16 protein-coding genes are annotated in these 19,050 nt (G+C 63.0%); 1 reads left to right on the top strand and 15 read right to left on the bottom strand.

All coding sequences use genetic code 11. From position 1 onward, the window contains the following. Positions 1-28 precede the first annotated feature (28 nt). The 12 genes from rpsC to rpsL all read right to left on the bottom strand — a co-directional run bounded on the left by rpsC (position 29) and on the right by rpsL (position 8,590). A complete protein-coding gene (gene rpsC / locus FXB38_RS07945) occupies positions 29-754 on the bottom strand; it encodes a 30S ribosomal protein S3 (protein ID WP_148750336.1) in 726 nt (241 codons plus the stop codon). Between the two features lie 18 nt (positions 755-772). Beyond that, positions 773-1,162, bottom strand: coding sequence for a 50S ribosomal protein L22 (gene rplV / locus FXB38_RS07940; protein ID WP_057745488.1), 390 nt, complete (start codon positions 1,160-1,162; stop codon positions 773-775). Positions 1,163-1,172: 10 nt separating this feature from the next. After that, a complete protein-coding gene (gene rpsS / locus FXB38_RS07935; RefSeq protein WP_008136357.1) occupies positions 1,173-1,451 on the bottom strand; it encodes a 30S ribosomal protein S19 in 279 nt (92 codons plus the stop codon). A 12-nt stretch (positions 1,452-1,463) separates the two neighbouring features. Next, a complete protein-coding gene (gene rplB / locus FXB38_RS07930) occupies positions 1,464-2,297 on the bottom strand; it encodes a 50S ribosomal protein L2 (RefSeq protein WP_128951222.1) in 834 nt (277 codons plus the stop codon). Between the two features lie 12 nt (positions 2,298-2,309). Then, positions 2,310-2,612, bottom strand: coding sequence for a 50S ribosomal protein L23 (locus tag FXB38_RS07925; RefSeq protein ID WP_027535292.1), 303 nt, complete (start codon positions 2,610-2,612; stop codon positions 2,310-2,312). Continuing rightward, the gene (gene rplD, locus FXB38_RS07920; protein ID WP_011088150.1) at positions 2,609-3,229 is read right to left on the bottom strand and encodes a 50S ribosomal protein L4; all 621 of its coding nucleotides are present in this window, start codon (positions 3,227-3,229) and stop codon (positions 2,609-2,611) included. Before rplD ends, FXB38_RS07925 begins: the two co-directional genes overlap by 4 nt. A 1-nt stretch (position 3,230) precedes the next feature. Beyond that, on the bottom strand, positions 3,231-3,947 hold the full coding sequence (gene rplC, locus FXB38_RS07915; RefSeq protein ID WP_148750335.1) for a 50S ribosomal protein L3: 717 nt from the start codon (positions 3,945-3,947) through the stop codon (positions 3,231-3,233). Positions 3,948-4,000: 53 nt separating this feature from the next. Beyond that, the gene (gene rpsJ, locus FXB38_RS07910; protein WP_002712302.1) at positions 4,001-4,309 is read right to left on the bottom strand and encodes a 30S ribosomal protein S10; all 309 of its coding nucleotides are present in this window, start codon (positions 4,307-4,309) and stop codon (positions 4,001-4,003) included. An 86-nt stretch (positions 4,310-4,395) separates the two neighbouring features. Next, the gene (gene tuf, locus FXB38_RS07905) at positions 4,396-5,586 is read right to left on the bottom strand and encodes an elongation factor Tu (protein ID WP_148750334.1); all 1,191 of its coding nucleotides are present in this window, start codon (positions 5,584-5,586) and stop codon (positions 4,396-4,398) included. Between the two features lie 40 nt (positions 5,587-5,626). Beyond that, positions 5,627-7,699, bottom strand: coding sequence for an elongation factor G (gene fusA / locus FXB38_RS07900; RefSeq protein ID WP_148750333.1), 2,073 nt, complete (start codon positions 7,697-7,699; stop codon positions 5,627-5,629). Between the two features lie 33 nt (positions 7,700-7,732). Then, the gene (gene rpsG / locus FXB38_RS07895; RefSeq protein WP_148750332.1) at positions 7,733-8,203 is read right to left on the bottom strand and encodes a 30S ribosomal protein S7; all 471 of its coding nucleotides are present in this window, start codon (positions 8,201-8,203) and stop codon (positions 7,733-7,735) included. Between the two features lie 15 nt (positions 8,204-8,218). After that, positions 8,219-8,590, bottom strand: a complete 372-nt coding sequence (gene rpsL, locus FXB38_RS07890) for a 30S ribosomal protein S12 (protein ID WP_007603006.1) — start codon at positions 8,588-8,590, stop codon at positions 8,219-8,221. A 669-nt stretch (positions 8,591-9,259) separates the two neighbouring features. Here rpsL and FXB38_RS07885 point away from each other — a divergent pair. Continuing rightward, the gene (locus FXB38_RS07885; protein WP_148750331.1) at positions 9,260-10,498 is read left to right on the top strand and encodes an FAD-dependent oxidoreductase; all 1,239 of its coding nucleotides are present in this window, start codon (positions 9,260-9,262) and stop codon (positions 10,496-10,498) included. Here FXB38_RS07885 and FXB38_RS07880 read toward each other — a convergent pair. From FXB38_RS07880 to rpoC, 3 genes are all read right to left on the bottom strand, one after another. Beyond that, a complete protein-coding gene (locus tag FXB38_RS07880) occupies positions 10,426-12,438 on the bottom strand; it encodes an ABC transporter ATP-binding protein (RefSeq protein ID WP_148750330.1) in 2,013 nt (670 codons plus the stop codon). The two genes, FXB38_RS07885 and FXB38_RS07880, sit on opposite strands and share 73 nt — an antisense overlap. A 134-nt stretch (positions 12,439-12,572) precedes the next feature. After that, a complete protein-coding gene (locus FXB38_RS07875) occupies positions 12,573-14,636 on the bottom strand; it encodes an FAD-dependent oxidoreductase (protein ID WP_148750329.1) in 2,064 nt (687 codons plus the stop codon). Between the two features lie 192 nt (positions 14,637-14,828). Further along, positions 14,829-19,025, bottom strand: a complete 4,197-nt coding sequence (rpoC, locus tag FXB38_RS07870; RefSeq protein ID WP_148750328.1) for a DNA-directed RNA polymerase subunit beta' — start codon at positions 19,023-19,025, stop codon at positions 14,829-14,831. Positions 19,026-19,050 lie beyond the last annotated feature (25 nt).

Raw genomic sequence — 19,050 nt, 5'->3', positions numbered from 1 at the left:
TCAAGCCCTCAAATTCTCTGTGCTGGCGTCAGGCCGCAGCGTGGTCACGGCGCTGACGGCCGCCACGATCACCACCGCCGCCCGTCTCGCCTTCGGCCATTCTCTTGTCCTGGGCCATCGGATCGTGCTCGAGGATCTCGCCCTTGAAGATCCAGACCTTGACGCCGCAGGTGCCGAAGGTCGTGAACGCGGTCGCAACGCCGTAGTCGATGTCGGCACGCAGCGTGTGCAGCGGCACGCGACCTTCGCGGTACCACTCCATGCGCGCGATTTCCGCACCGCCCAGACGACCCGAGCAGTTGATGCGGATGCCCTCCGCGCCGAGACGCATCGCCGACTGAACGGCGCGCTTCATGGCGCGGCGGAACGCCACGCGGCGCTCGAGCTGCTGCGCGATCGACTCGGCCACCAGCGTCGCATCGAGCTCCGGCTTGCGGATTTCGACGATGTTGATGACGACGTCGGACGAGGTGATGTCCGCGACCTTCTTGCGAAGCTTGTCGATGTCGGCGCCCTTCTTGCCGATCACCACGCCCGGACGGGCCGAGTGAATGGTGACGCGGCACTTCTTGTGCGGACGCTCGATCACAATGCGGGCGACGGCCGCCTGCTTGAGCTCCTTGTGCAGGATCTCGCGGATCTTGACGTCCTCGTGCAGCAGCTTGCCGTATTCCTGCTTGCCGGCGAACCAGCGGGAATCCCAGGTCCGGTTGATGCCGAGACGCAGACCGATCGGATTGATCTTTTGACCCATCGTTTTCTCCTGCGACCCTTAAGCCGCTGCTGCTTCGGCTTCGACCTGACGAACAATGATCGTCAGCTGCGAAAATGGTTTGTAGACACGGCCCGAGCGGCCACGGCCGCGGGCTGCAAAGCGCTTCATCACGAGGCCGTTGCCGACGAAGGCCTGCGCCACGACGAGATCGTCGACGTCGAGGTCGTGGTTGTTCTCGGCATTGGCGATAGCCGATTCCAGGCACTTCTTCACGTCAACCGCGATCCGCTTGCGCGAAAACTGCAGGTCGGCGAGCGCAGCGGAAGCCTTCCGGCCGCGAATGAGCTGGGCGACCAGGTTGAGCTTCTGCGGGCTCACCCGCAGCATCCGGGCGACCGCCTTGGCCTCGTTCTCGGCGAGGCTCCGTTCGCGCTTAGGTTTGCTCATCGTTTAATCCTCAAGCCTTCTTGGCTTTCTTGTCGCCCGAGTGGCCATGGAAGGTCCGGGTCGGCGAAAACTCACCAAACTTGTGACCGACCATTTCCTCGTTGACGGCCACCGGCACGTGCTTCTGGCCGTTATAGACGCCGAAGGTCAGGCCGACGAACTGCGGCAGGATCGTCGAGCGACGGCTCCAGATCTTGATGACGTCGTGACGGCCGGACGCGCGCGCGGCATCTGCCTTCTTGAGCAGAGAACCCTCGACGAACGGGCCTTTCCAGACTGAACGAACCATGTCCGGCGTTCCTTACTTCTTCCGCTTGTGGCGGCTTAGGAGAATGAATTTGTTGGTCGACTTGTTGCTGCGGGTCTTCTTGCCCTTGGTCGGCTTGCCCCACGGGGTGACCGGGTGGCGGCCGCCCGAGGTCCGACCTTCACCACCGCCGTGCGGATGGTCGATCGGGTTCATCGAAACGCCGCGGTTATGCGGCTTGCGGCCCAGCCAACGGTTGCGGCCGGCCTTGCCGATCGAGGTGTTCATGTGATCCGGGTTCGACACCGCGCCGATCGTGCCGCGGCAACGGCCGTGCACGAGACGCTGCTCGCCCGAGTTCAGGCGGATGATGACGTAATCCTGGTCGCGGCCGACGAGCTGGGCGTAGGTGCCGGCGGAACGGGCGAGCTGGCCGCCCTTGCCGATCTTGACCTCGATGTTGTGGATGATCGTCCCGACCGGCATGTTGCCGAGCGGCATGACGTTGCCCGGCTTCACGTCGACATAGTTGCCGGCCACCACGGAATCGCCGACCGCCAGGCGCTGCGGCGCCAGGATATAGGCCTGGGTGCCGTCTTCGTACTTGACCAGCGCGATGAACGCGGTGCGGTTCGGATCGTATTCCAGCCGCTCGACAGTCGCGGGCGCATCGACCTTGTCGCGCTTGAAGTCGACGATGCGCAGCGTCTGCTTGTGACCGCCGCCACGGAAGCGCACGGTGATGCGACCGGTGTTGTTGCGACCGCCCGAGGAGTGCTTGCCTTCGGTGAGCGCCTTGACCGGCTTGCCCTTGTAGAGGGCTGAACGATCGACCATGACCAGCTGGCGCTGGCCCGGTGTCGTGGGATTGAATTTCTTCAGTGCCATCGTCGTGCGACCTTACAGACCGGTGGTCACGTCGATCCGATGACCCTCTTCGAGGGTCACGATCGCGCGCTTGGTGTTCGACTGCGAGCCGAGATTGCCGCGGAAGACCTTGGTCTTGCCCTTGCGGACCAGCGTGTTGACGCTCTTGACCTTGACGTCAAACAGCTTCTCGATCGCTTCCTTGATCTGCGGCTTGGTCGCCTTGGCGGCCACCTTGAACAGGACCTTGTTGTGCTCGGACGCCAGCGTCGCCTTTTCGGTGACGACCGGGGCGACGATCACGTCGTAATGGCGAGCCTCGATGTTCTTCGTCATTTGAAGCGCGCCTCCAGCGCATCGATGGCGGCCTTGGTCAGAACAAGCTTCTGACGGCGCAGGATGTCATAGACGTTGATGCCCTGGATCGGCAGCACGTCCATGTTCGGAATGTTGCGGGCCGCAGCGGCAAAGCCGTTGTTGAGCTCGGCGCCGTCGATGATCAGCGCGTTGGTGAGGCCCAGACCCGAGAAGTGACCGAGCAGCGCCTTGGTCTTGGCGGCTTCCAGCGCGGCCTTGTCGATCACGAGGAGATCGCCGTCCTTGGCCTTGGCCGAGAGCGCATGCTTGAGGGCGAGCGCACGGACCTTCTTCGGCAGGTCGGTGGCATGCGAACGCACCACCGGACCGAAGGCACGACCGCCGCCGCGGAACTGCGGCACGCGGGCCGAGCCGTGACGAGCACCGCCGGTGCCCTTCTGCTTGTACATCTTCTTGCCGGTGCGCCAGATCTCGGCGCGGCCCTTGGCCTTGTGGGTACCGGCCTGGCGCTTGTTGAGCTGCCACTGCACGCAACGCGCAATGATGTCCTGGCGCGGCTCGAGGCCGAAAATGGCGTCGGAGAGCTGGACGGAGCCCGCTTCCTTGCCCTCGAGGGTGGTGACCTTCAATTCCATCTCACGCACCCTCTTGCTGGGCCGAGGCTTCCGCTTCGCCGCCCGCAACCTTGAACTTGCCAGGCTTCGGAGCTTCCTTCGGCAACGGCTTCTTGACGGCGTCGCGCACGCGGATCCAGCCGCCCTTGGAGCCGGGAACGGCGCCTTCGACGAGGATCAAGCCACGCTCGACGTCGAGCTGAACGACCCGGAGGTTGAGCGTGGTGATGCGGTCGACACCCATGTGGCCGGGCATCTTCTTGTTCTTCCAGGTCTTGCCGGGGTCCTGACGACCGCCGGTCGAACCGATCGAGCGATGCGAAACCGACACGCCGTGGGTGGCGCGCAGACCGCCGAAGTTCCAGCGCTTCATGCCGCCGGCAAAACCCTTACCGACCGAGGTGCCGGTAACATCGACGAACTGGCCGACGACGAAGTGGTCGGCGAGGATCTCGGCTCCAACCGGGATCATGGCATCCGCAGAGACGCGGAACTCCTCGACCTGACGCTTCGGCTCGACCTTGGCGACCGCGAACTGGCCGCGCTCTGCCTTGGGCAGATACACGGTCTTGCGGCTACCCGACCCGAGCTGGAGGGCGACGTAGCCGTTCTTCTCTTCAGTGCGGTGGGCTACGACTTGGCAATTGCCGAGCTTCAGCACGGTCACGGGGATATGTTCGCCGGTCTCTGTAAAGACCCGCGTCATCCCGACCTTTTGTGCGATCACTCCGGAGCGCATCGGCGTGCTTCCTGTTCTTTCTGTCCGCAAGTGGCGAACGTGATCCAAAAATCTTAGAGCTTGATCTCGACGTCGACACCGGCGGCCAGGTCGAGCTTCATCAAAGCATCGACGGTCTGCGGGGTCGGATCGACGATGTCGAGCAGGCGCTTGTGGGTGCGCATCTCGAACTGTTCACGGCTCTTCTTGTCGACGTGGGGCGAACGGTTGACGGTGAACTTCTCGATGCGGGTGGGCAGCGGAATGGGTCCGCGGACCTGCGCACCGGTGCGCTTCGCCGTGTTCACGATCTCGCGGGTCGACGTATCGAGGATACGATGGTCGAACGCCTTGAGACGGATACGAATATTTTGGCCGTTCATTGCCGTGTCTTTCTTGGGTGAGTGGCGAGTAGCGAATAGCAGGTGGTTCTGGCCCACTCGCTACTCGCCATTCCCTATTCGCTTGCTTACTCGATGATCGAAGCGACGACGCCGGCGCCGACGGTGCGGCCACCTTCGCGGATCGCGAAGCGGAGCTTCTCCTCCATCGCGATCGGCACGATCAGGTGCACTTCCATCGCGATGTTGTCGCCCGGCATCACCATCTCGGTACCTTCCGGCAGATGCACGACACCGGTCACGTCGGTGGTGCGGAAGTAGAACTGCGGACGGTAGTTGGTGAAGAACGGGGTGTGGCGACCGCCCTCTTCCTTGGTGAGGATGTAAGCCTCGGCCTTGAACTTGGTGTGCGGCTTGACCGAACCCGGCTTGCACAGCACCTGGCCGCGCTCGACGTCTTCGCGCTTGGTGCCGCGGAGCAGCGCACCGATGTTGTCGCCGGCCTGGCCCTGGTCGAGCAGCTTGCGGAACATTTCGACGCCGGTGACGGTGGTCTTCTGGGTCGCACGGAGACCGACGATCTCGATTTCCTCGCCGACCTTGACGATGCCGCGCTCGACACGGCCGGTCACGACGGTGCCGCGGCCCGAGATCGAGAACACGTCTTCAACCGGCATCAGGAACGGCTGGTCGATCGGACGCTCCGGCTGCGGGATGTACTCGTCGACGCTCTTCATCAGCTCGAGGATGGCTTCGTGGCCAAGCTTCTTGTCGGAGTCTTCGAGAGCGGCGAGCGCCGAACCCTTGATGATCGGGATCTTGTCGCCCGGGAAGTCGTACTTCGAGAGCAGCTCGCGGACTTCGAGCTCGACGAGCTCGAGCAGTTCCGGATCGTCGACCATGTCGCACTTGTTCAGGAACACGACGAGTGCGGGCACGCCGACCTGGCGGGCGAGCAGGATGTGCTCGCGGGTCTGCGGCATCGGGCCGTCAGCAGCCGACACGACCAGGATCGCGCCGTCCATCTGCGCGGCGCCGGTGATCATGTTCTTCACGTAGTCGGCGTGGCCGGGGCAGTCGACGTGGGCGTAGTGGCGGTTCTTGGTCTCATACTCGACGTGCGCGGTCGAGATGGTGATGCCGCGCGCCTTCTCTTCCGGCGCCTTGTCGATCTGGTCGTACGCGGTGAACGTTGCGCCGCCGGCTTCGGCGAGAACCTTGGTGATCGCCGCGGTCAGCGACGTCTTGCCATGGTCGACGTGACCGATGGTGCCGATGTTGCAGTGCGGCTTGTTACGTTCAAACTTTGCTTTGGCCATTTGACTCTCCGTTCAATCGTCAGCTCTGGACCGACGACAATCAGGCAAACTTCTTCTGGACTTCTGCCGACACGTTGGCCGGCGCTTCTGCGTAGTGGTCGAACTGCATGGTGAAGGTCGCGCGACCCTGGCTCATCGAGCGCAGGTTATTCACGTAACCGAACATGTTCATGAGCGGCACCATCGCGTTGATGACGTTGGCGTTGCCGCGCATGTCCTGCCCCTGGATCTGACCGCGCCGGGAATTCAGATCGCCGATGACCGAGCCGGTGTAGTCTTCCGGGGTCACCACCTCGACCTTCATGATCGGCTCGAGCAGGACGGACTTGCCCTTCTGCAGCGCTTCGCGGAACGCCGCGCGCGATGCGATTTCGAAGGCGAGCGCCGACGAGTCGACGTCGTGATACTTGCCGTCGACGAGCTGAACCTTGACGTCGACCACGGGGAAGCCCGCGACCACGCCGGAGCCCATCACGCTGTTGAGGCCCTTTTCGACGCCGGGGATGTATTCCTTCGGAACCGCGCCGCCGACGATCTTGGACTCGAACTCGTAGCCCTTGCCGGGCTCGTTCGGCTCGACCACGATCGACACTTCCGCGAACTGACCGGTACCGCCGGTCTGCTTCTTGTGGGTGTACTTGACCTCGGCCTTCTTGGTCACGCGCTCACGGAACGCCACCTGCGGCGCGCCGATGTTGGCGTCGACCTTGTAGGTGCGACGGAGGATGTCGACCTTGATGTCGAGGTGAAGTTCGCCCATGCCCTTGAGGATGGTCTGGCCGGACTCCTGATCGGTCGACACGCGGAAGGACGGATCCTCCGCAGCGAGCTTCGCCAGCGCCACGCCTAGCTTTTCCTGGTCGGCCTTGGACTTCGGCTCGATCGCGATCTCGATGACCGGCTCGGGGAATTCCATCTTTTCCAGGATCACCTGCTTGTCGGGATCGCACAGCGTGTCACCGGTGCGCGCTTCCTTCAGGCCGGCCAGCGCGACGATGTCGCCGGCATAGGCTTCCTTGATGTCCTCGCGGTTGTTCGCATGCATCAGCAGCATGCGCCCGATGCGCTCCTTCTTCTCGCGGGTCGAGTTCACGACGCCGGTGCCGCTCTGGAGAACGCCGGAATAGATGCGGCAGAAGGTGATGGTGCCGACGAACGGGTCGTCCATGATCTTGAACGCGAGCAGCGCGAGCGGCTCCTTGTCGTCCGCCCTACGCACGACCTCGTTGCCGCGATCGTCGGTGCCCTTGATCGCAGGCACGTCGATCGGCGACGGCAGATAGTCGACGACGGCGTCGAGCAGCGGCTGCACGCCCTTGTTCTTGAAGGCCGAGCCGCACAGCACGGGATAAAACGCGCCGGTCAGCACCGCCTTGCGGATCAGCCGCTTCAGCGTCGCTTCGTCCGGCTCGTTGCCGTCGAGGAAAGCGGCGAGCGCATCGTCGTCGAGCTCGACGGCGGCTTCCACCATCTTCTCGCGGTATTCCTTGGCCTGGTCGACGAGATCTTCCGGAATGTCGACATAGTCGAACTTCGCGCCGAGCGACTCGTCGTTCCAGACGATGCCCTTCATCTTCACGAGGTCGACGAGACCCTTGAAGTTGTTCTCGGCACCGATCGGAAGCTGGATCGCGATCGGCTTGGCACCGAGGCGGTCAACGATGTCGGCCAGGCACTTGAAGAAGTCGGCGCCGGTCTTGTCCATCTTGTTGGCGAAGACGATGCGCGGAACCTTGTACTTGTCGCCCTGGCGCCAGACGGTCTCGGTCTGGGGCTCAACGCCATGGTTCGAGTCGAGCACGCAAACGGCGCCGTCGAGCACGCGCAGCGAACGCTCGACCTCAATGGTGAAGTCGACGTGGCCGGGGGTGTCGATGATGTTCAGACGCTTTCCGGCCCAGAACGCGGTGGTCGCAGCCGAGGTGATCGTGATGCCACGCTCCTGCTCCTGCTCCATCCAGTCCATCGTCGCGGCACCTTCGTGCACTTCGCCGATCTTGTGGCTCTTGCCGGTGTAATAGAGGATGCGCTCGGTCGTCGTGGTCTTGCCGGCGTCAATATGCGCCATGATACCGAAGTTACGGTAGTCCTCGATGGCATGTAGGCGGGGCATGGGTCGTTCCTTGCGAGTCCGAGTGTGTCGCCGTTACCAGCGATAGTGCGAGAAGGCGCGGTTGGCTTCCGCCATCCGGTGCACGTCTTCGCGCTTCTTGACGGCGTTCCCGCGGTTGTTCGATGCGTCCAGAAGCTCCGCCGAGAGCCGCTCGGTCATCGTCTTCTCGTTGCGCTCGCGCGCAGCCGAGATCAGCCAGCGAATGCCCAGCGCCTGACGGCGCACCGAGCGAACCTCGACCGGAACCTGATAGGTCGCACCACCGACGCGGCGGGAGCGCACTTCGATCGTCGGCATGACGTTCTCGAGTGCCTGCTCGAACACGCCGAGCGGGTTCTGCTTGGTCTTGGATTCGATGAGACCGAACGCACCGTAGACGATGCCTTCGGCGACCGACTTCTTGCCGGCGTACATCACCGAGTTCATGAACTTCGTGACGATGATGTTCCCGAACTTCGGATCGGGAAGAACTTCGCGCTTTTCCGCTGAGTGGCGACGAGACATTGAGCTGGTTCCCGCTTACTTCGGACGCTTGGCGCCGTACTTCGAACGACGCTGCTTACGGTTCTTGACGCCCTGGGTATCCAGAACGCCGCGGAGGATGTGGTAGCGCACGCCGGGCAAATCCTTGACGCGACCGCCGCGGATCATGACCACCGAGTGCTCCTGGAGGTTATGACCCTCACCCGGGATGTAGCCGATCACCTCGAAGCCGTTCGTCAGGCGCACCTTGGCGACCTTACGAAGCGCCGAGTTCGGCTTCTTCGGGGTCGTGGTGTAGACGCGGGTGCAAACACCACGCTTCTGCGGCGACTGCTGCAGCGCCGGCACCTTCTTGCGCGACTTCTGCACTTCACGCGGTTGAGCGATCAGCTGGTTGATCGTCGGCATCCTGGCCTTACCCTTTGTTATCGCGGCCCCTTGCGGGCCCGCTGTCTTGCCGCGGCCCGTTGCCGGGACCGCAAATTCTTTCGAGCTACCCGCCCGACGAGGCCGCCTCGCACGGAACAATCCGCACAAAGCGAAATTGCGCCAACCGCTCCATCACTGAGCGGAAAGCGTTTCGACGCACAGAGGACCGCAGTCTTCGGGCCAGTCGGCGAAAACGCCGCAGCCCGCGCACCGAGGTCATGCATCCGAGTTCGATCTCAAGAGAACGTGCTCAAGAGACCTAAATTCGCCTGGCATTGCCTAGCTATAAGCGACAGCGTTTGAGCGGCATTCGTCGAGGTTGGTGCCTGCCAAGCGACCCCAACGGGATCAGGCAGGTGCTCCGTACCGACGCTGGCGATGCTCACCGCCTGTCGTTAAGTGAGGCGCTTTCTATAAGTGAGAATCGATCAAGTCAAGGTGAAATGACCGTCAGAAAGCGCTTATCGCGCCTGTAGAAAAAGCCTGTTCGCCTTCTTCCCCACGCGTCCCCCCCATATGGGGTCGAAGTGCCGGTTCCGCCAGCCCGACGGCAAATTATACCCGGGAGAAATATACTTTTATGACCCGCGCTAAGGCTTTTTTTCCTCTTGATGCGTCAATCTGCCCTCTTCGGCAGAGACAAACGCCATGCGGTACACCGACATTACCATCATCGGCGGGGGACTTGCCGGCTCGACCGTCGCCGCGATGCTCGGGCGCGCCGGCATTTCGGCGGTGCTGATCGACCCGCATGAGACCTATCCGGCCGACTTTCGCGTCGAAAAACTCAGCGGTCACGGTCAGGTCGAGCGATTCCAGCGGACGGGAATCGCCGACTCAGTGCTGCGCCAGGCAACCTTCTCCGGCAAGAACTGGATCGCACGGTTCGGGCATCTCCTCGACAAGGCGCCGAGCCGGCAGTTCAACATCCTTTACGATTCCCTGGTCAACGCGATCCGCGACGAGATTCCCGAAACCGTCGAGCGAATCTGGACCAAAGCGGTGTCGGTCGAGACCAGCCCGGAACGGCAGAGAATCTCGCTCGCCAATGCCGAGACGATCTCAGCGCGCCTGGTCGTGCTCGCCAACGGCCTGAATGTCGGCCTGCGCCACCAGCTCGGCATCACGCGAAACATCATCAGCGCCTGCCATTCGATCTCGATCGGGTTCGACGTGGTGCCGGCCCGGCGGAATTCGTTCGACTTCCCGGCGCTGACCTATTTCTCGGAGCGGCCGAACGACCGTATCCCCTACATCACGCTGTTTCCGATCGGCACGCGGATGCGTGCCAATCTGTTCGTGTACCGTGGCTTCGACGATCCCTGGCTGCGCGAGCTGCGCCGCGCGCCGGCCGCAACGCTGGACGCCGCCCTGCCGCGGCTCAAGCGCATCACCGGTGCCCTCGACATTCAAGGCGAGTTGAAGATCCGCCCGGTCGATCTCTATGTGAACGATGCCAGCCATCAGCCCGGCGTAGTGCTGGTGGGCGATGCCTTCGCGACCTCCTGCCCGGTCGCAGGTACCGGTTGCGACAAGGTGTTCACCGACGTCGAGCGGCTCTGCAACGTCCACATCCCGCAATGGCTGGCGTCCGACGGGATGGATGCGGACAAGATCGCCGCCTTCTACGCCGACCCGGTCAAGCAGGCCTGTGATGAATGGTCGGCGGCGAAAGCCTTCGACTTCCGCTCGGTGTCGATTGCAACGAGCCCGTACTGGACCGCGCAGCGCTGGGCGCGCTTCATGGCGTGGTCGAGCCAGGGACTACTGCGGCGGCTGGGAGGGGCGTTCCATCTGGAGCCGAACTTCCTCGGTCATTCCTCCTCGTCGTCCTCGTCCTCATCATCCTCGTCGAGGTCGTCATCGTCGCTGTCGTCGTCGGCCTGAGCCGCCGCGCTATGCGGCTGATGGGTCTGGTCATTCCACAGCTTGCGGTAGGTGCCGTTCCTGGCGAGCAGCTCGGCATGGGAACCGCGCTCGATCGCCCTGCCTCCTGAAATCACGATGATCTCGTCCATCTCGACCACCGAGGAGAGGCGGTGAGTCGACCAGATCATGGTGCGGCCCTTGGCGACCTTCAGCAATGTGCGGTTGATTGCGGCCTCCGTGGTCTGGTCGAGCGCCGAGGTGGCTTCGTCGAGCAGCAGCACCGAGGGATTGCGGATGATGGCGCGCGCGATCGCGATGCGCTGGCGCTGGCCGCCCGACAGCGTGTCGCCGCGCTCGCCGACCGGGGTCTCGTAGCGCTGCGGCAGGCTCATGATGTAGCGGTGGATCTCGGCCTTCTTGGCGGCGTCCTCCACCTCCTCGTCGGTCGCGCCTTCCTTGCCGAGCCGGATGTTCTCCCGGATCGACATGTTGAACAGCATGTTCTCCTGGAACACCACGGCCATGCTCCGGCGCAGCGAATTCAGCGTCACCTTGCGCACGTCGACACCGTCGATGGTGACCCGCCCCTCGTCCGGCACGTAAAGCCGCAGGATCAGATTGAGCAGCGTGCTCTTGCCGGATCCGGAAGGACCGACGATGGCGATGCTCTTGCCGACATTGAGCTTGAGGCTGAGATTGTCCAGCACCGGCGTCTGGCCGCCCTCGTACTGGAACGTCACGTGGTCGAAGGTGATGTCGTGGGTGATGCGCGGCAGATCGGGCGCGCCGGGACGATCGGCGCCGCGTGTAGGCTCGTCCAGCAGCTCCTGGATGTGGCGGATCGCGGCGGCCGAGGAGATCGACACCGGGATGAAGTGCATCACATGGGCGATGTTGTAGGAGACCTCCCAGAACGCGCTCTCGAAGGTGACGAAGGTGCCGATGGTGATCTGGCCCTTGGTCGCCAGATACGCGCCGATCGCGAGCACGACGAGGTGCAGCAGCAGCACCGAGATCGTGACGGTCCGCTCCACCATGGTCGACAGGAACGCGGCGGACGCAATCCTGTTGCGGGTCTCGTCGTTGCGGAAGCTGAAGAAGCCGAACATCCTGCGTTGCAGGCTGAAAGCCTTGATCACCGCTTGCGCCGCCACGTTCTCCTGCACCATTCCGAGCAGCGCGCTTTCGTTGAGCTTCTGCTCGTAATTGGCTTGCACCGCTTTCGGGGTGAGCATGCGCGGCCCGATCAGCGTGATCGGGAACACCAGCAGCGCGACCACGGCGAGCTGCCAGTTCAAGAAGAACATCAGGATGATGCCGGCGATCAACTCCAGGAACGGCAGCGCCGCGCTGTTGGCGAAGGTCTTGACCGAGCCCTCGAAGGCAGCCTGGTCGACCGAGAAGCGCGACAGGATCTCGCCGCGCTTGGTGCGGCCGAAATAGGCCGCCGGCAGGTCCTGGACGTGCTCGAACAGGCGCTTGCGGACGTCGGAGATGATGCAGGCGGCCAGCCGCGCGTCCCAGCGCTCGTACCAGACCGCGACGATCGAGGTGAAGATGCCGGCGACCGCGAGCACGCCGAGGATCTTGTACAGCGCCTGGAAATCCTCCTCGCCGAGCGCGTCGTCGATCAGGAACTTCAGACTGAGCGGCATGATGACGTTGAACAGCGTCTCGACCAGAACGCCGAACGCTACATAGCCCAGGATGCGCTTGTAATTGGACAGGAACGGCTTGACGAAGCCCAGGATGGTCGCGAGCGCACCGGCGGCTTCGCGGGCGGTAAAGACGACGAGGTCCTCGTCATCCTCGTCGTCGAGCCCAAGCTCGTCGTCGTCCTCGTCTTCGTTGTCGTCTTCCAGCTCCGGCTCGTGACCGGCGTCGAGCTTGTCCTCGAGCTCCGCCGCCTCTTGTGCGGCGAGCTTCTGTTTGTCGGGAGAGAGAGGCTTGGACGCCATGAAACCAACCGATGCTGACGGCCGGCATGACCGCAGAGAAGCAGGGAAATAGCGGAGCGCCGCTACTGCCACCGATTCTATGCGATCAGGATGAATTCAGCAAAACAATTGGCGAATCCATCCGCCCTGTGACGCTAGTCGTCGTTGTCTTCGTCCTCGACCTTGTCGAAGAAGGAATAACGCAAGGAGTCGGCGTCGGCATACCACTGCCCCGGCCCCTTGTTGGCGGCAAGCGTCGCCGACCAGAGCGCGTCAGTGCAGTCCTTGCGGTGCATCGACAGATCGAAGCCGTTGCCGAAGAACAGTTCGGACCATTCCCACCAGGTGCCGAGCTTCTTGACCCCGCGCAGCAGGTCGTAGCGGTCGATCACGACTGAGGCCATGTCCGAGGTGATCGAGCCGAACACGAGGCCGGTCTTGACCACGCGGTTCAACTCGCGGATCGCGCGGACCACCTGCTTCGGGGCAACGTGGCAGAGACTGGTCTCGAACACGTAGTCGAACGCGCCGTCCTTGAACGGCATGTCCAGGATCGATCCCAGCTTGTTGTACTTCTTCAGCGCCTTCGGCGTCTTGGCATGAATGGCGCGGTTGTTCTCGATGCCCCAGGCGTCGATGCCTCGCTCGCGCAGCGCGCCGACCAGCTCGCCGCTGGCGGAGCCCGCGACCAGGAGTTTTGCGCCCTTCGCTGTGCCCCAGACGATGCTGATCAGCTCTGCAAGGTAGTCGGGATCGGTGAACTGCCGCCACGCTTCGCTATAAGGGCCGACGCCGCGATAGTTCTCGAAATAATCGCGGTCGATCTTGTCCGAGACTGGCTTGCTATCCTGGGCATGCTCGCGGCGCAGCCGCATCATCTCGGTCAGGATGATGTCGGTCGCCGCGTCCGATGAGTCGAGCAGGCCGTTCAGCGTGGAGTCGAACAGATAATCGCCGACCACGACGATGCCGGGATGATCCTTCGGCTCGGGCCGGTGATTGGTCATGACGTCGCGCACGGGCAGACCGCCCGGGATCGCGTTCACCGACGACAGCCAGCGGTGGATCTTGCCTTCCATGAAATAAGCACGCGCATCGCCGAGCGAAGCCGGCAGCGATTTCAGCGCGGCGTCGATCAGCTCCTGATCCGACAGATTGGCGAACGCCAGCGCATCGGAACCCGGAATGAGCCAGTTCAGGACGCCGTGCTTGCCGACGTCGTGGCGCGCGCCTTCATTGTAGACGCAGCAGCCGCCGAAGGCTTCCGACATGAACCAGGCGCCGGGAATCTTGTCTCCCCAGAACGGGGAATCGAACAGGATCGAGACGCGCAGGTAATGCGCGGGACGGTCGAAATAGGAGACGTGCTTGACCATCGACTTGCGCAGTTGCTCGCCTTCCCAGCCGACGGTGGAGAGCCAGGAATGCGGCAGGCAGACCACCACAAGATCGAAGTCGCGCGTCTCCGGTCCCTTCCCGTTCATCATCTTGAGCTGATAGCGGCCGGTCGTCGCCTTGCCGACGGTAAGCACGCGGTGATTGAGCTGGATGTCGGCGTTGACCTCCGACTGCAGGCATTCGATCAGCTGCTCGTTGCCGTTCTGGATGGAATAGAGGCCGATATAGCCGTCGACATCCATCAGATAGTTCTTGAGTGCGTTGAGGCCGTTGGTGTTGTGGCTTTCGGTCGCGAGATCGGAGCGCGCCATCACCTTGAAGAAGCGCTTTGCGATCTCGTCCTCGACCTCCTCGTCGAGCACCTGCTCGGCGGTCTTGTAGGCCCAGGGGTTCTCGTTGTCGTGCGCGCCGACGCCCTCGTAATATTCAATCGGCGACATCGCGTCGGCGCAGCGCTTGCGAAACGACTCGATCGCAGCCGCAGTCTTGGCGCCGTATTTGCGGCGCATGCCGGCGACGTCATTGAGCAGCTCGCCGCCGAACTGCACCTGCTCGGCATCCATCGGAATGGTCTGCAGGCCGAAATGCTGGATCAGCTCGCGCAGCGGATCGGGACCCGTCATCGAGTAGTCGTAGATCTCGGCGACGCCGGCCTCGTACATCGCCGGCGCGGAATCGAATTTGCGCGTGACGATCTTGCCGCCGAGCCGGTCGGAGGCTTCATAGATGGTGATGCGGCAGAGGTCGCCGAGCTTACGCTTCAGGTACCAGGCGCTCATCAGCCCGCCGGGGCCGCCGCCTACGATTGCGAGATCAAGCATATCAGTTCCGTGGTCTCCGGCCCTGCCCCCGTCACGGGACCACCGGTCTAAGCTCCCCTAGCAGAAGCGCTTTTCTGACTGAAGGAAAGATGAACAAAGGTTGATCCTGCACCGCAACAGGCAAACAAAGCAGCAAAAAGGCCGGCTTTCGCCGGCCCTTTCATTGTCCTCGGTATTCCTACGGATGAACCATCATTCCGCGGGCGGCAGCGCAGGAAGCTCCGCTTCTGGCGCAGGCGACACGACGGCCGCCTGCTTCTCGCGCTCGTCCAGGATCATCTTGTCGCGCTTCACGGCGACTTCGCGGATCTTGGCCATGGAGGCGCCGGTACCCGCCGGGATCAGCCGGCCGACGATGACGTTCTCCTTGAGGCCTTCGAGCGGATCGACCTTGCCGTTGACCGCCGCTTCCGTGAGGACGCGGGTGGTCTCCTGGAACGAGGCCGCCGAGAAGAACGAACGGGTCTGAAGGCTCGCCTTGGTGATGCCGAGCAGAACCGGCGTCCCCGTGGCGATCTTCTTGCCCTCTTCCTTGGCCTTCTCGTTCAGCGCGTCGAACTCGATCTTGTCGACCTGCTCGCCGGAGATCATGTCCGTGTCGCCCTGGTCGGTGACTTCCACCTTCTGGAGCATCTGACGGACAATCACCTCGATGTGCTTGTCGTTGATGAGCACGCCCTGGAGCCGGTAGACCTCCTGGATCTCGTTGACCAGATAGGCCGCGAGCTCCTCGATGCCCTTGACCGCAAGGATGTCATGCGGTGCCGGGTTGCCTTCCACGATGAAGTCGCCCTTTTCGACGACGTCGCCGTCCTGAAGGTGGATGTGCTTGCCCTTCGGGATCAGGTATTCGCGTGCCTCGTCGGTCTTGTCCATCGGCTCGATCGAGATGCGACGCTTGTTCTTGTAGTCGCGCCCGAACCGGATGGTGCCCGCGATTTCGGCGATGATCGCCGCATCCTTCGGACGCCGTGCCTCGAACAATTCCGCCACCCGCGGCAGACCGCCGGTGATGTCACGCGTCTTGGCGCTTTCGGTCGAGACACGGGCGAGGATGTCGCCCGTCTGAACCTTGGCACCGACGTCGACCGACAGAATGCCGTCGACCGACAGCATGTAGCGGGCATCGCCGCCACGGGCGAGCTTGAGCACCTTGCCGTCCTTGCCCTTGACCACGATGGCCGGACGCAGGTCCGCGCCGCCGCGGGTCGAGCGCCAGTCGATGACCACGCGCTTGGCGATACCGGTGGCCTCGTCCAGCGTTTCCGTGATCGACTGCCCTTCGACCAGATCCTCGAAGCCGATGGTTCCTTCGACTTCAGTGAGCAGCGGACGGGTGTAGGGATCCCACTCGACGATACGCTGGCCACGCTTGACCGTGTCGCCCTCGTCGATGTGCAGGCGCGCGCCGTACTGGATACGGTGCGTCGCACGCTCGGTGCCATCGGCATCGACGATCGCCACCACCATGTTGCGCACCATCGCGACCAGGTGACCTTCGCTGTTGCGGGCGATGGCCTTGTTCCTGATCACGATCTTGCCGTCGAAATTGGCTTCGACGAACGACTGCTCGTTGAGCTGCGCCGCACCACCGATGTGGAAGGTGCGCATGGTAAGCTGGGTGCCCGGCTCGCCGATCGACTGCGCCGCGATGACGCCGACCGCTTCACCGTGGTTGACCGGCGTGCCGCGGGCGAGGTCGCGGCCGTAGCACTTGCCGCAGATGCCGTTGACGAGTTCGCAAGTCAGCGCCGAGCGGATCTTCACCTCCTGCACACCACCCTGCTGGATGGCGTCCAGATGGCTCTCTTCCATCAGCGTATCGCGCTTGATGATCACCTTGCCGGAGCTGTCACGGATGTCTTCGCAGGCCGTGCGTCCGAGGATGCGCGAACCGAGCGAAGCGACCACGGTGCCGGCATCGACGATGGCGCGCATCTTGATGCCGAGCTTGGTGCCGCAATCGGACTGCGTGATGATGCAGTCCTGCGCGACGTCGACCAGACGACGGGTCAGGTAGCCCGAGTTCGCGGTCTTCAACGCGGTGTCCGCGAGGCCCTTACGGGCGCCGTGGGTCGAGTTGAAGTACTCGAGAACCGAGAGGCCTTCCTTGAAGTTCGAGATGATCGGCGTCTCGATGATCTCACCCGACGGCTTGGCCATCAGGCCGCGCATGCCGGCGAGCTGGCGCATCTGGGCCGGCGAGCCGCGGGCGCCGGAATGAGCCATCATGTAGATCGAGTTGATGTCGGCATCGGCTCCGCTGGCCGTCTTCTTGGTGGAGGAGATCTCCTTCATCATCGCCTTGGCGATTTCTTCCGTGGCCTTCGACCAGGCGTCGACGACCTTGTTGTACTTCTCGCCGTGCGTGATCAGGCCGTCGTTGTACTGCTGCTCGAAATCCTTCGCCAGCGTACGGGTGGTGTCGACGATCTTCCACTTGGAGTGCGGCACGACCATGTCGTCCTTGCCGAACGAGATGCCGGCCTTGAACGCATTGTAGAAGCCGAGCGCCATGATGCGGTCGCAGAAGATCACAGTCTCCTTCTGGCCGCAGTGACGGTAGACCTGGTCGATGACGCCCGAGATCTCGCGCTTGGTCATCAGCTTGTTGATGATCTCGTACGAAATCCGCGGGTTCCTCGGCAGCAGATTGCCCAGCATGACGCGGCCGGCGGTGGTCTCGATCCAGCGCTTGGAGATCTTGCCGGTCTCGTCCATGCCTTCCCACCGATACTTGATCTTGGTGTGGAGGTGGATGACCTTCGCGTGCAGGGCGTGCTCGAGCTCGGCCATGTCGCCGAACAGCTTGCCCTCGCCGGGCAGGCCTTCGCGCATGATCGAGACGTAGTAGAGACCGAGCACGATGTCCTGCGACGGCACGATGATCGGCTGGCCGTTCGCCGGATGCAGGATGTTGTTGGTCGACATCATCAGCACGCGCGCTTCCAGCTGCGCTTCAAGCGACAGCGGAACGTGCACGGCCATCTGGTCGCCGTCGAAGTCGGCGTTGAATGCGGAGCAGACCAGCGGATGAAGCTGGATCGCCTTGCCCTCGATCAGCACCGGCTCGAACGCCTGGATGCCCAGGCGATGCAGCGTCGGCGCGCGGTTGAGCAACACCGGATGCTCGCGGATCACCTCGTCCAGGATGTCCCAGACCTCGGGCCGCTCCTTCTCGACCAGCTTCTTCGCCTGCTTCACCGTGGTGGACAGGCCCTTGGCGTCAAGCCGCGAATAGATGAACGGCTTGAACAGCTCGAGCGCCATCTTCTTCGGCAGGCCGCACTGATGCAAGCGCAGCTCGGGACCGACCACGATCACCGAACGGCCCGAATAGTCGACGCGCTTGCCGAGCAGGTTCTGGCGGAAACGGCCCTGCTTGCCCTTCAGCATGTCGGCGAGCGACTTCAGCGGGCGCTTGTTGGCACCCGTGATGACGCGGCCGCGGCGGCCGTTGTCGAACAGCGCATCGACCGCTTCCTGAAGCATGCGCTTCTCGTTGCGGATGATGATGTCGGGCGCGCGCAGCTCCATCAGCCGCTTCAAGCGGTTGTTGCGGTTGATGACGCGGCGGTAGAGGTCGTTGAGGTCCGAGGTCGCGAAGCGGCCGCCGTCCAGCGGCACCAGCGGACGCAGGTCCGGCGGGATCACCGGAACGACAGTCAGGATCATCCATTCCGGCTTGTTGCCGGAGTGGCGGAAGGCCTCGACGATCTTCAGGCGCTTGGCGAGCTTCTTGTGCTTGATGTCGGAGTCGGTCTCGTGCATCTCCGCGCGCAGGGTCAGCTCGAGCTTCTCGAGGTCCATGCCCTTGAGCAGCTCGCGGATCGCTTCCGCGCCGATCATGGCGGTGAAGGAATCCTGGCCGTACTCGTCCTGCGCCTTCAGATACTCGTCTTCCGACAGCAGCTGACGGTCCTTCAGCGCGGTGAGGCCCGGCTCAAGCACGACGTAATATTCGAAGTAGAGGATTCGCTCGAGATCCTTCAGCGTCATGTCGAGCAGCAGGCCGATGCGCGACGGCAGCGACTTCAGGAACCAGATGTGGGCGACGGGAGCTGCGAGCTCGATATGGCCCATGCGCTCGCGCCGGACGCGCGACAGCGTGACCTCGACCGAGCACTTCTCGCAGATGATGCCCTTGTACTTCATGCGCTTGTACTTGCCGCACAAGCACTCGTAATCCTTGATCGGCCCGAAGATGCGCGCGCAGAACAGGCCGTCGCGCTCTGGCTTGAAGGTACGGTAGTTGATGGTCTCCGGCTTCTTGATCTCGCCGTAGGACCAGGACAGAATCTTCTCCGGGGACGCGATCGAGATGCGGATCTGGTCGAAGACCTGAGCCGGCGTCGTCGGGTTAAAGAGATTCATAATTTCTTGGTTCATCGTCTTCTCCTCGCGTGCCGGTCGC

Source organism: Bradyrhizobium cytisi (genome assembly GCF_008123515.1).
Classification (GTDB): Bacteria; Pseudomonadota; Alphaproteobacteria; order Rhizobiales; family Xanthobacteraceae; genus Bradyrhizobium; species Bradyrhizobium cytisi.
This window is presented reverse-complemented; position numbering and strand designations above follow the sequence as displayed.

Bases quoted from the DNA above. Each gene is read 5' to 3' on its own strand.
- fusA (WP_148750333.1), bottom strand. From the start codon at position 7,699: ATGCCCCGCCTACATGCCATCGAGGACTACCGTAACTTCGGTATCATG.
- rpsS (WP_008136357.1), bottom strand. From the start codon at position 1,451: ATGGTTCGTTCAGTCTGGAAAGGCCCGTTCGTCGAGGGTTCTCTGCTC.
- FXB38_RS07880 (WP_148750330.1), bottom strand. From the start codon at position 12,438: ATGGCGTCCAAGCCTCTCTCTCCCGACAAACAGAAGCTCGCCGCACAA.
- FXB38_RS07885 (WP_148750331.1), top strand. From the start codon at position 9,260: ATGCGGTACACCGACATTACCATCATCGGCGGGGGACTTGCCGGCTCG.
- rplB (WP_128951222.1), bottom strand. From the start codon at position 2,297: ATGGCACTGAAGAAATTCAATCCCACGACACCGGGCCAGCGCCAGCTG.
- rpoC (WP_148750328.1), bottom strand. From the start codon at position 19,025: ATGAACCAAGAAATTATGAATCTCTTTAACCCGACGACGCCGGCTCAG.
- rplC (WP_148750335.1), bottom strand. From the start codon at position 3,947: ATGCGCTCCGGAGTGATCGCACAAAAGGTCGGGATGACGCGGGTCTTT.
- FXB38_RS07925 (WP_027535292.1), bottom strand. From the start codon at position 2,612: ATGACGAAGAACATCGAGGCTCGCCATTACGACGTGATCGTCGCCCCG.
- rplD (WP_011088150.1), bottom strand. From the start codon at position 3,229: ATGGAATTGAAGGTCACCACCCTCGAGGGCAAGGAAGCGGGCTCCGTC.
- rpsL (WP_007603006.1), bottom strand. From the start codon at position 8,590: ATGCCGACGATCAACCAGCTGATCGCTCAACCGCGTGAAGTGCAGAAG.
- FXB38_RS07875 (WP_148750329.1), bottom strand. From the start codon at position 14,636: ATGCTTGATCTCGCAATCGTAGGCGGCGGCCCCGGCGGGCTGATGAGC.
- rplV (WP_057745488.1), bottom strand. From the start codon at position 1,162: ATGAGCAAACCTAAGCGCGAACGGAGCCTCGCCGAGAACGAGGCCAAG.
- rpsG (WP_148750332.1), bottom strand. From the start codon at position 8,203: ATGTCTCGTCGCCACTCAGCGGAAAAGCGCGAAGTTCTTCCCGATCCG.
- rpsC (WP_148750336.1), bottom strand. From the start codon at position 754: ATGGGTCAAAAGATCAATCCGATCGGTCTGCGTCTCGGCATCAACCGG.
- rpsJ (WP_002712302.1), bottom strand. From the start codon at position 4,309: ATGAACGGCCAAAATATTCGTATCCGTCTCAAGGCGTTCGACCATCGT.
- tuf (WP_148750334.1), bottom strand. From the start codon at position 5,586: ATGGCCAAAGCAAAGTTTGAACGTAACAAGCCGCACTGCAACATCGGC.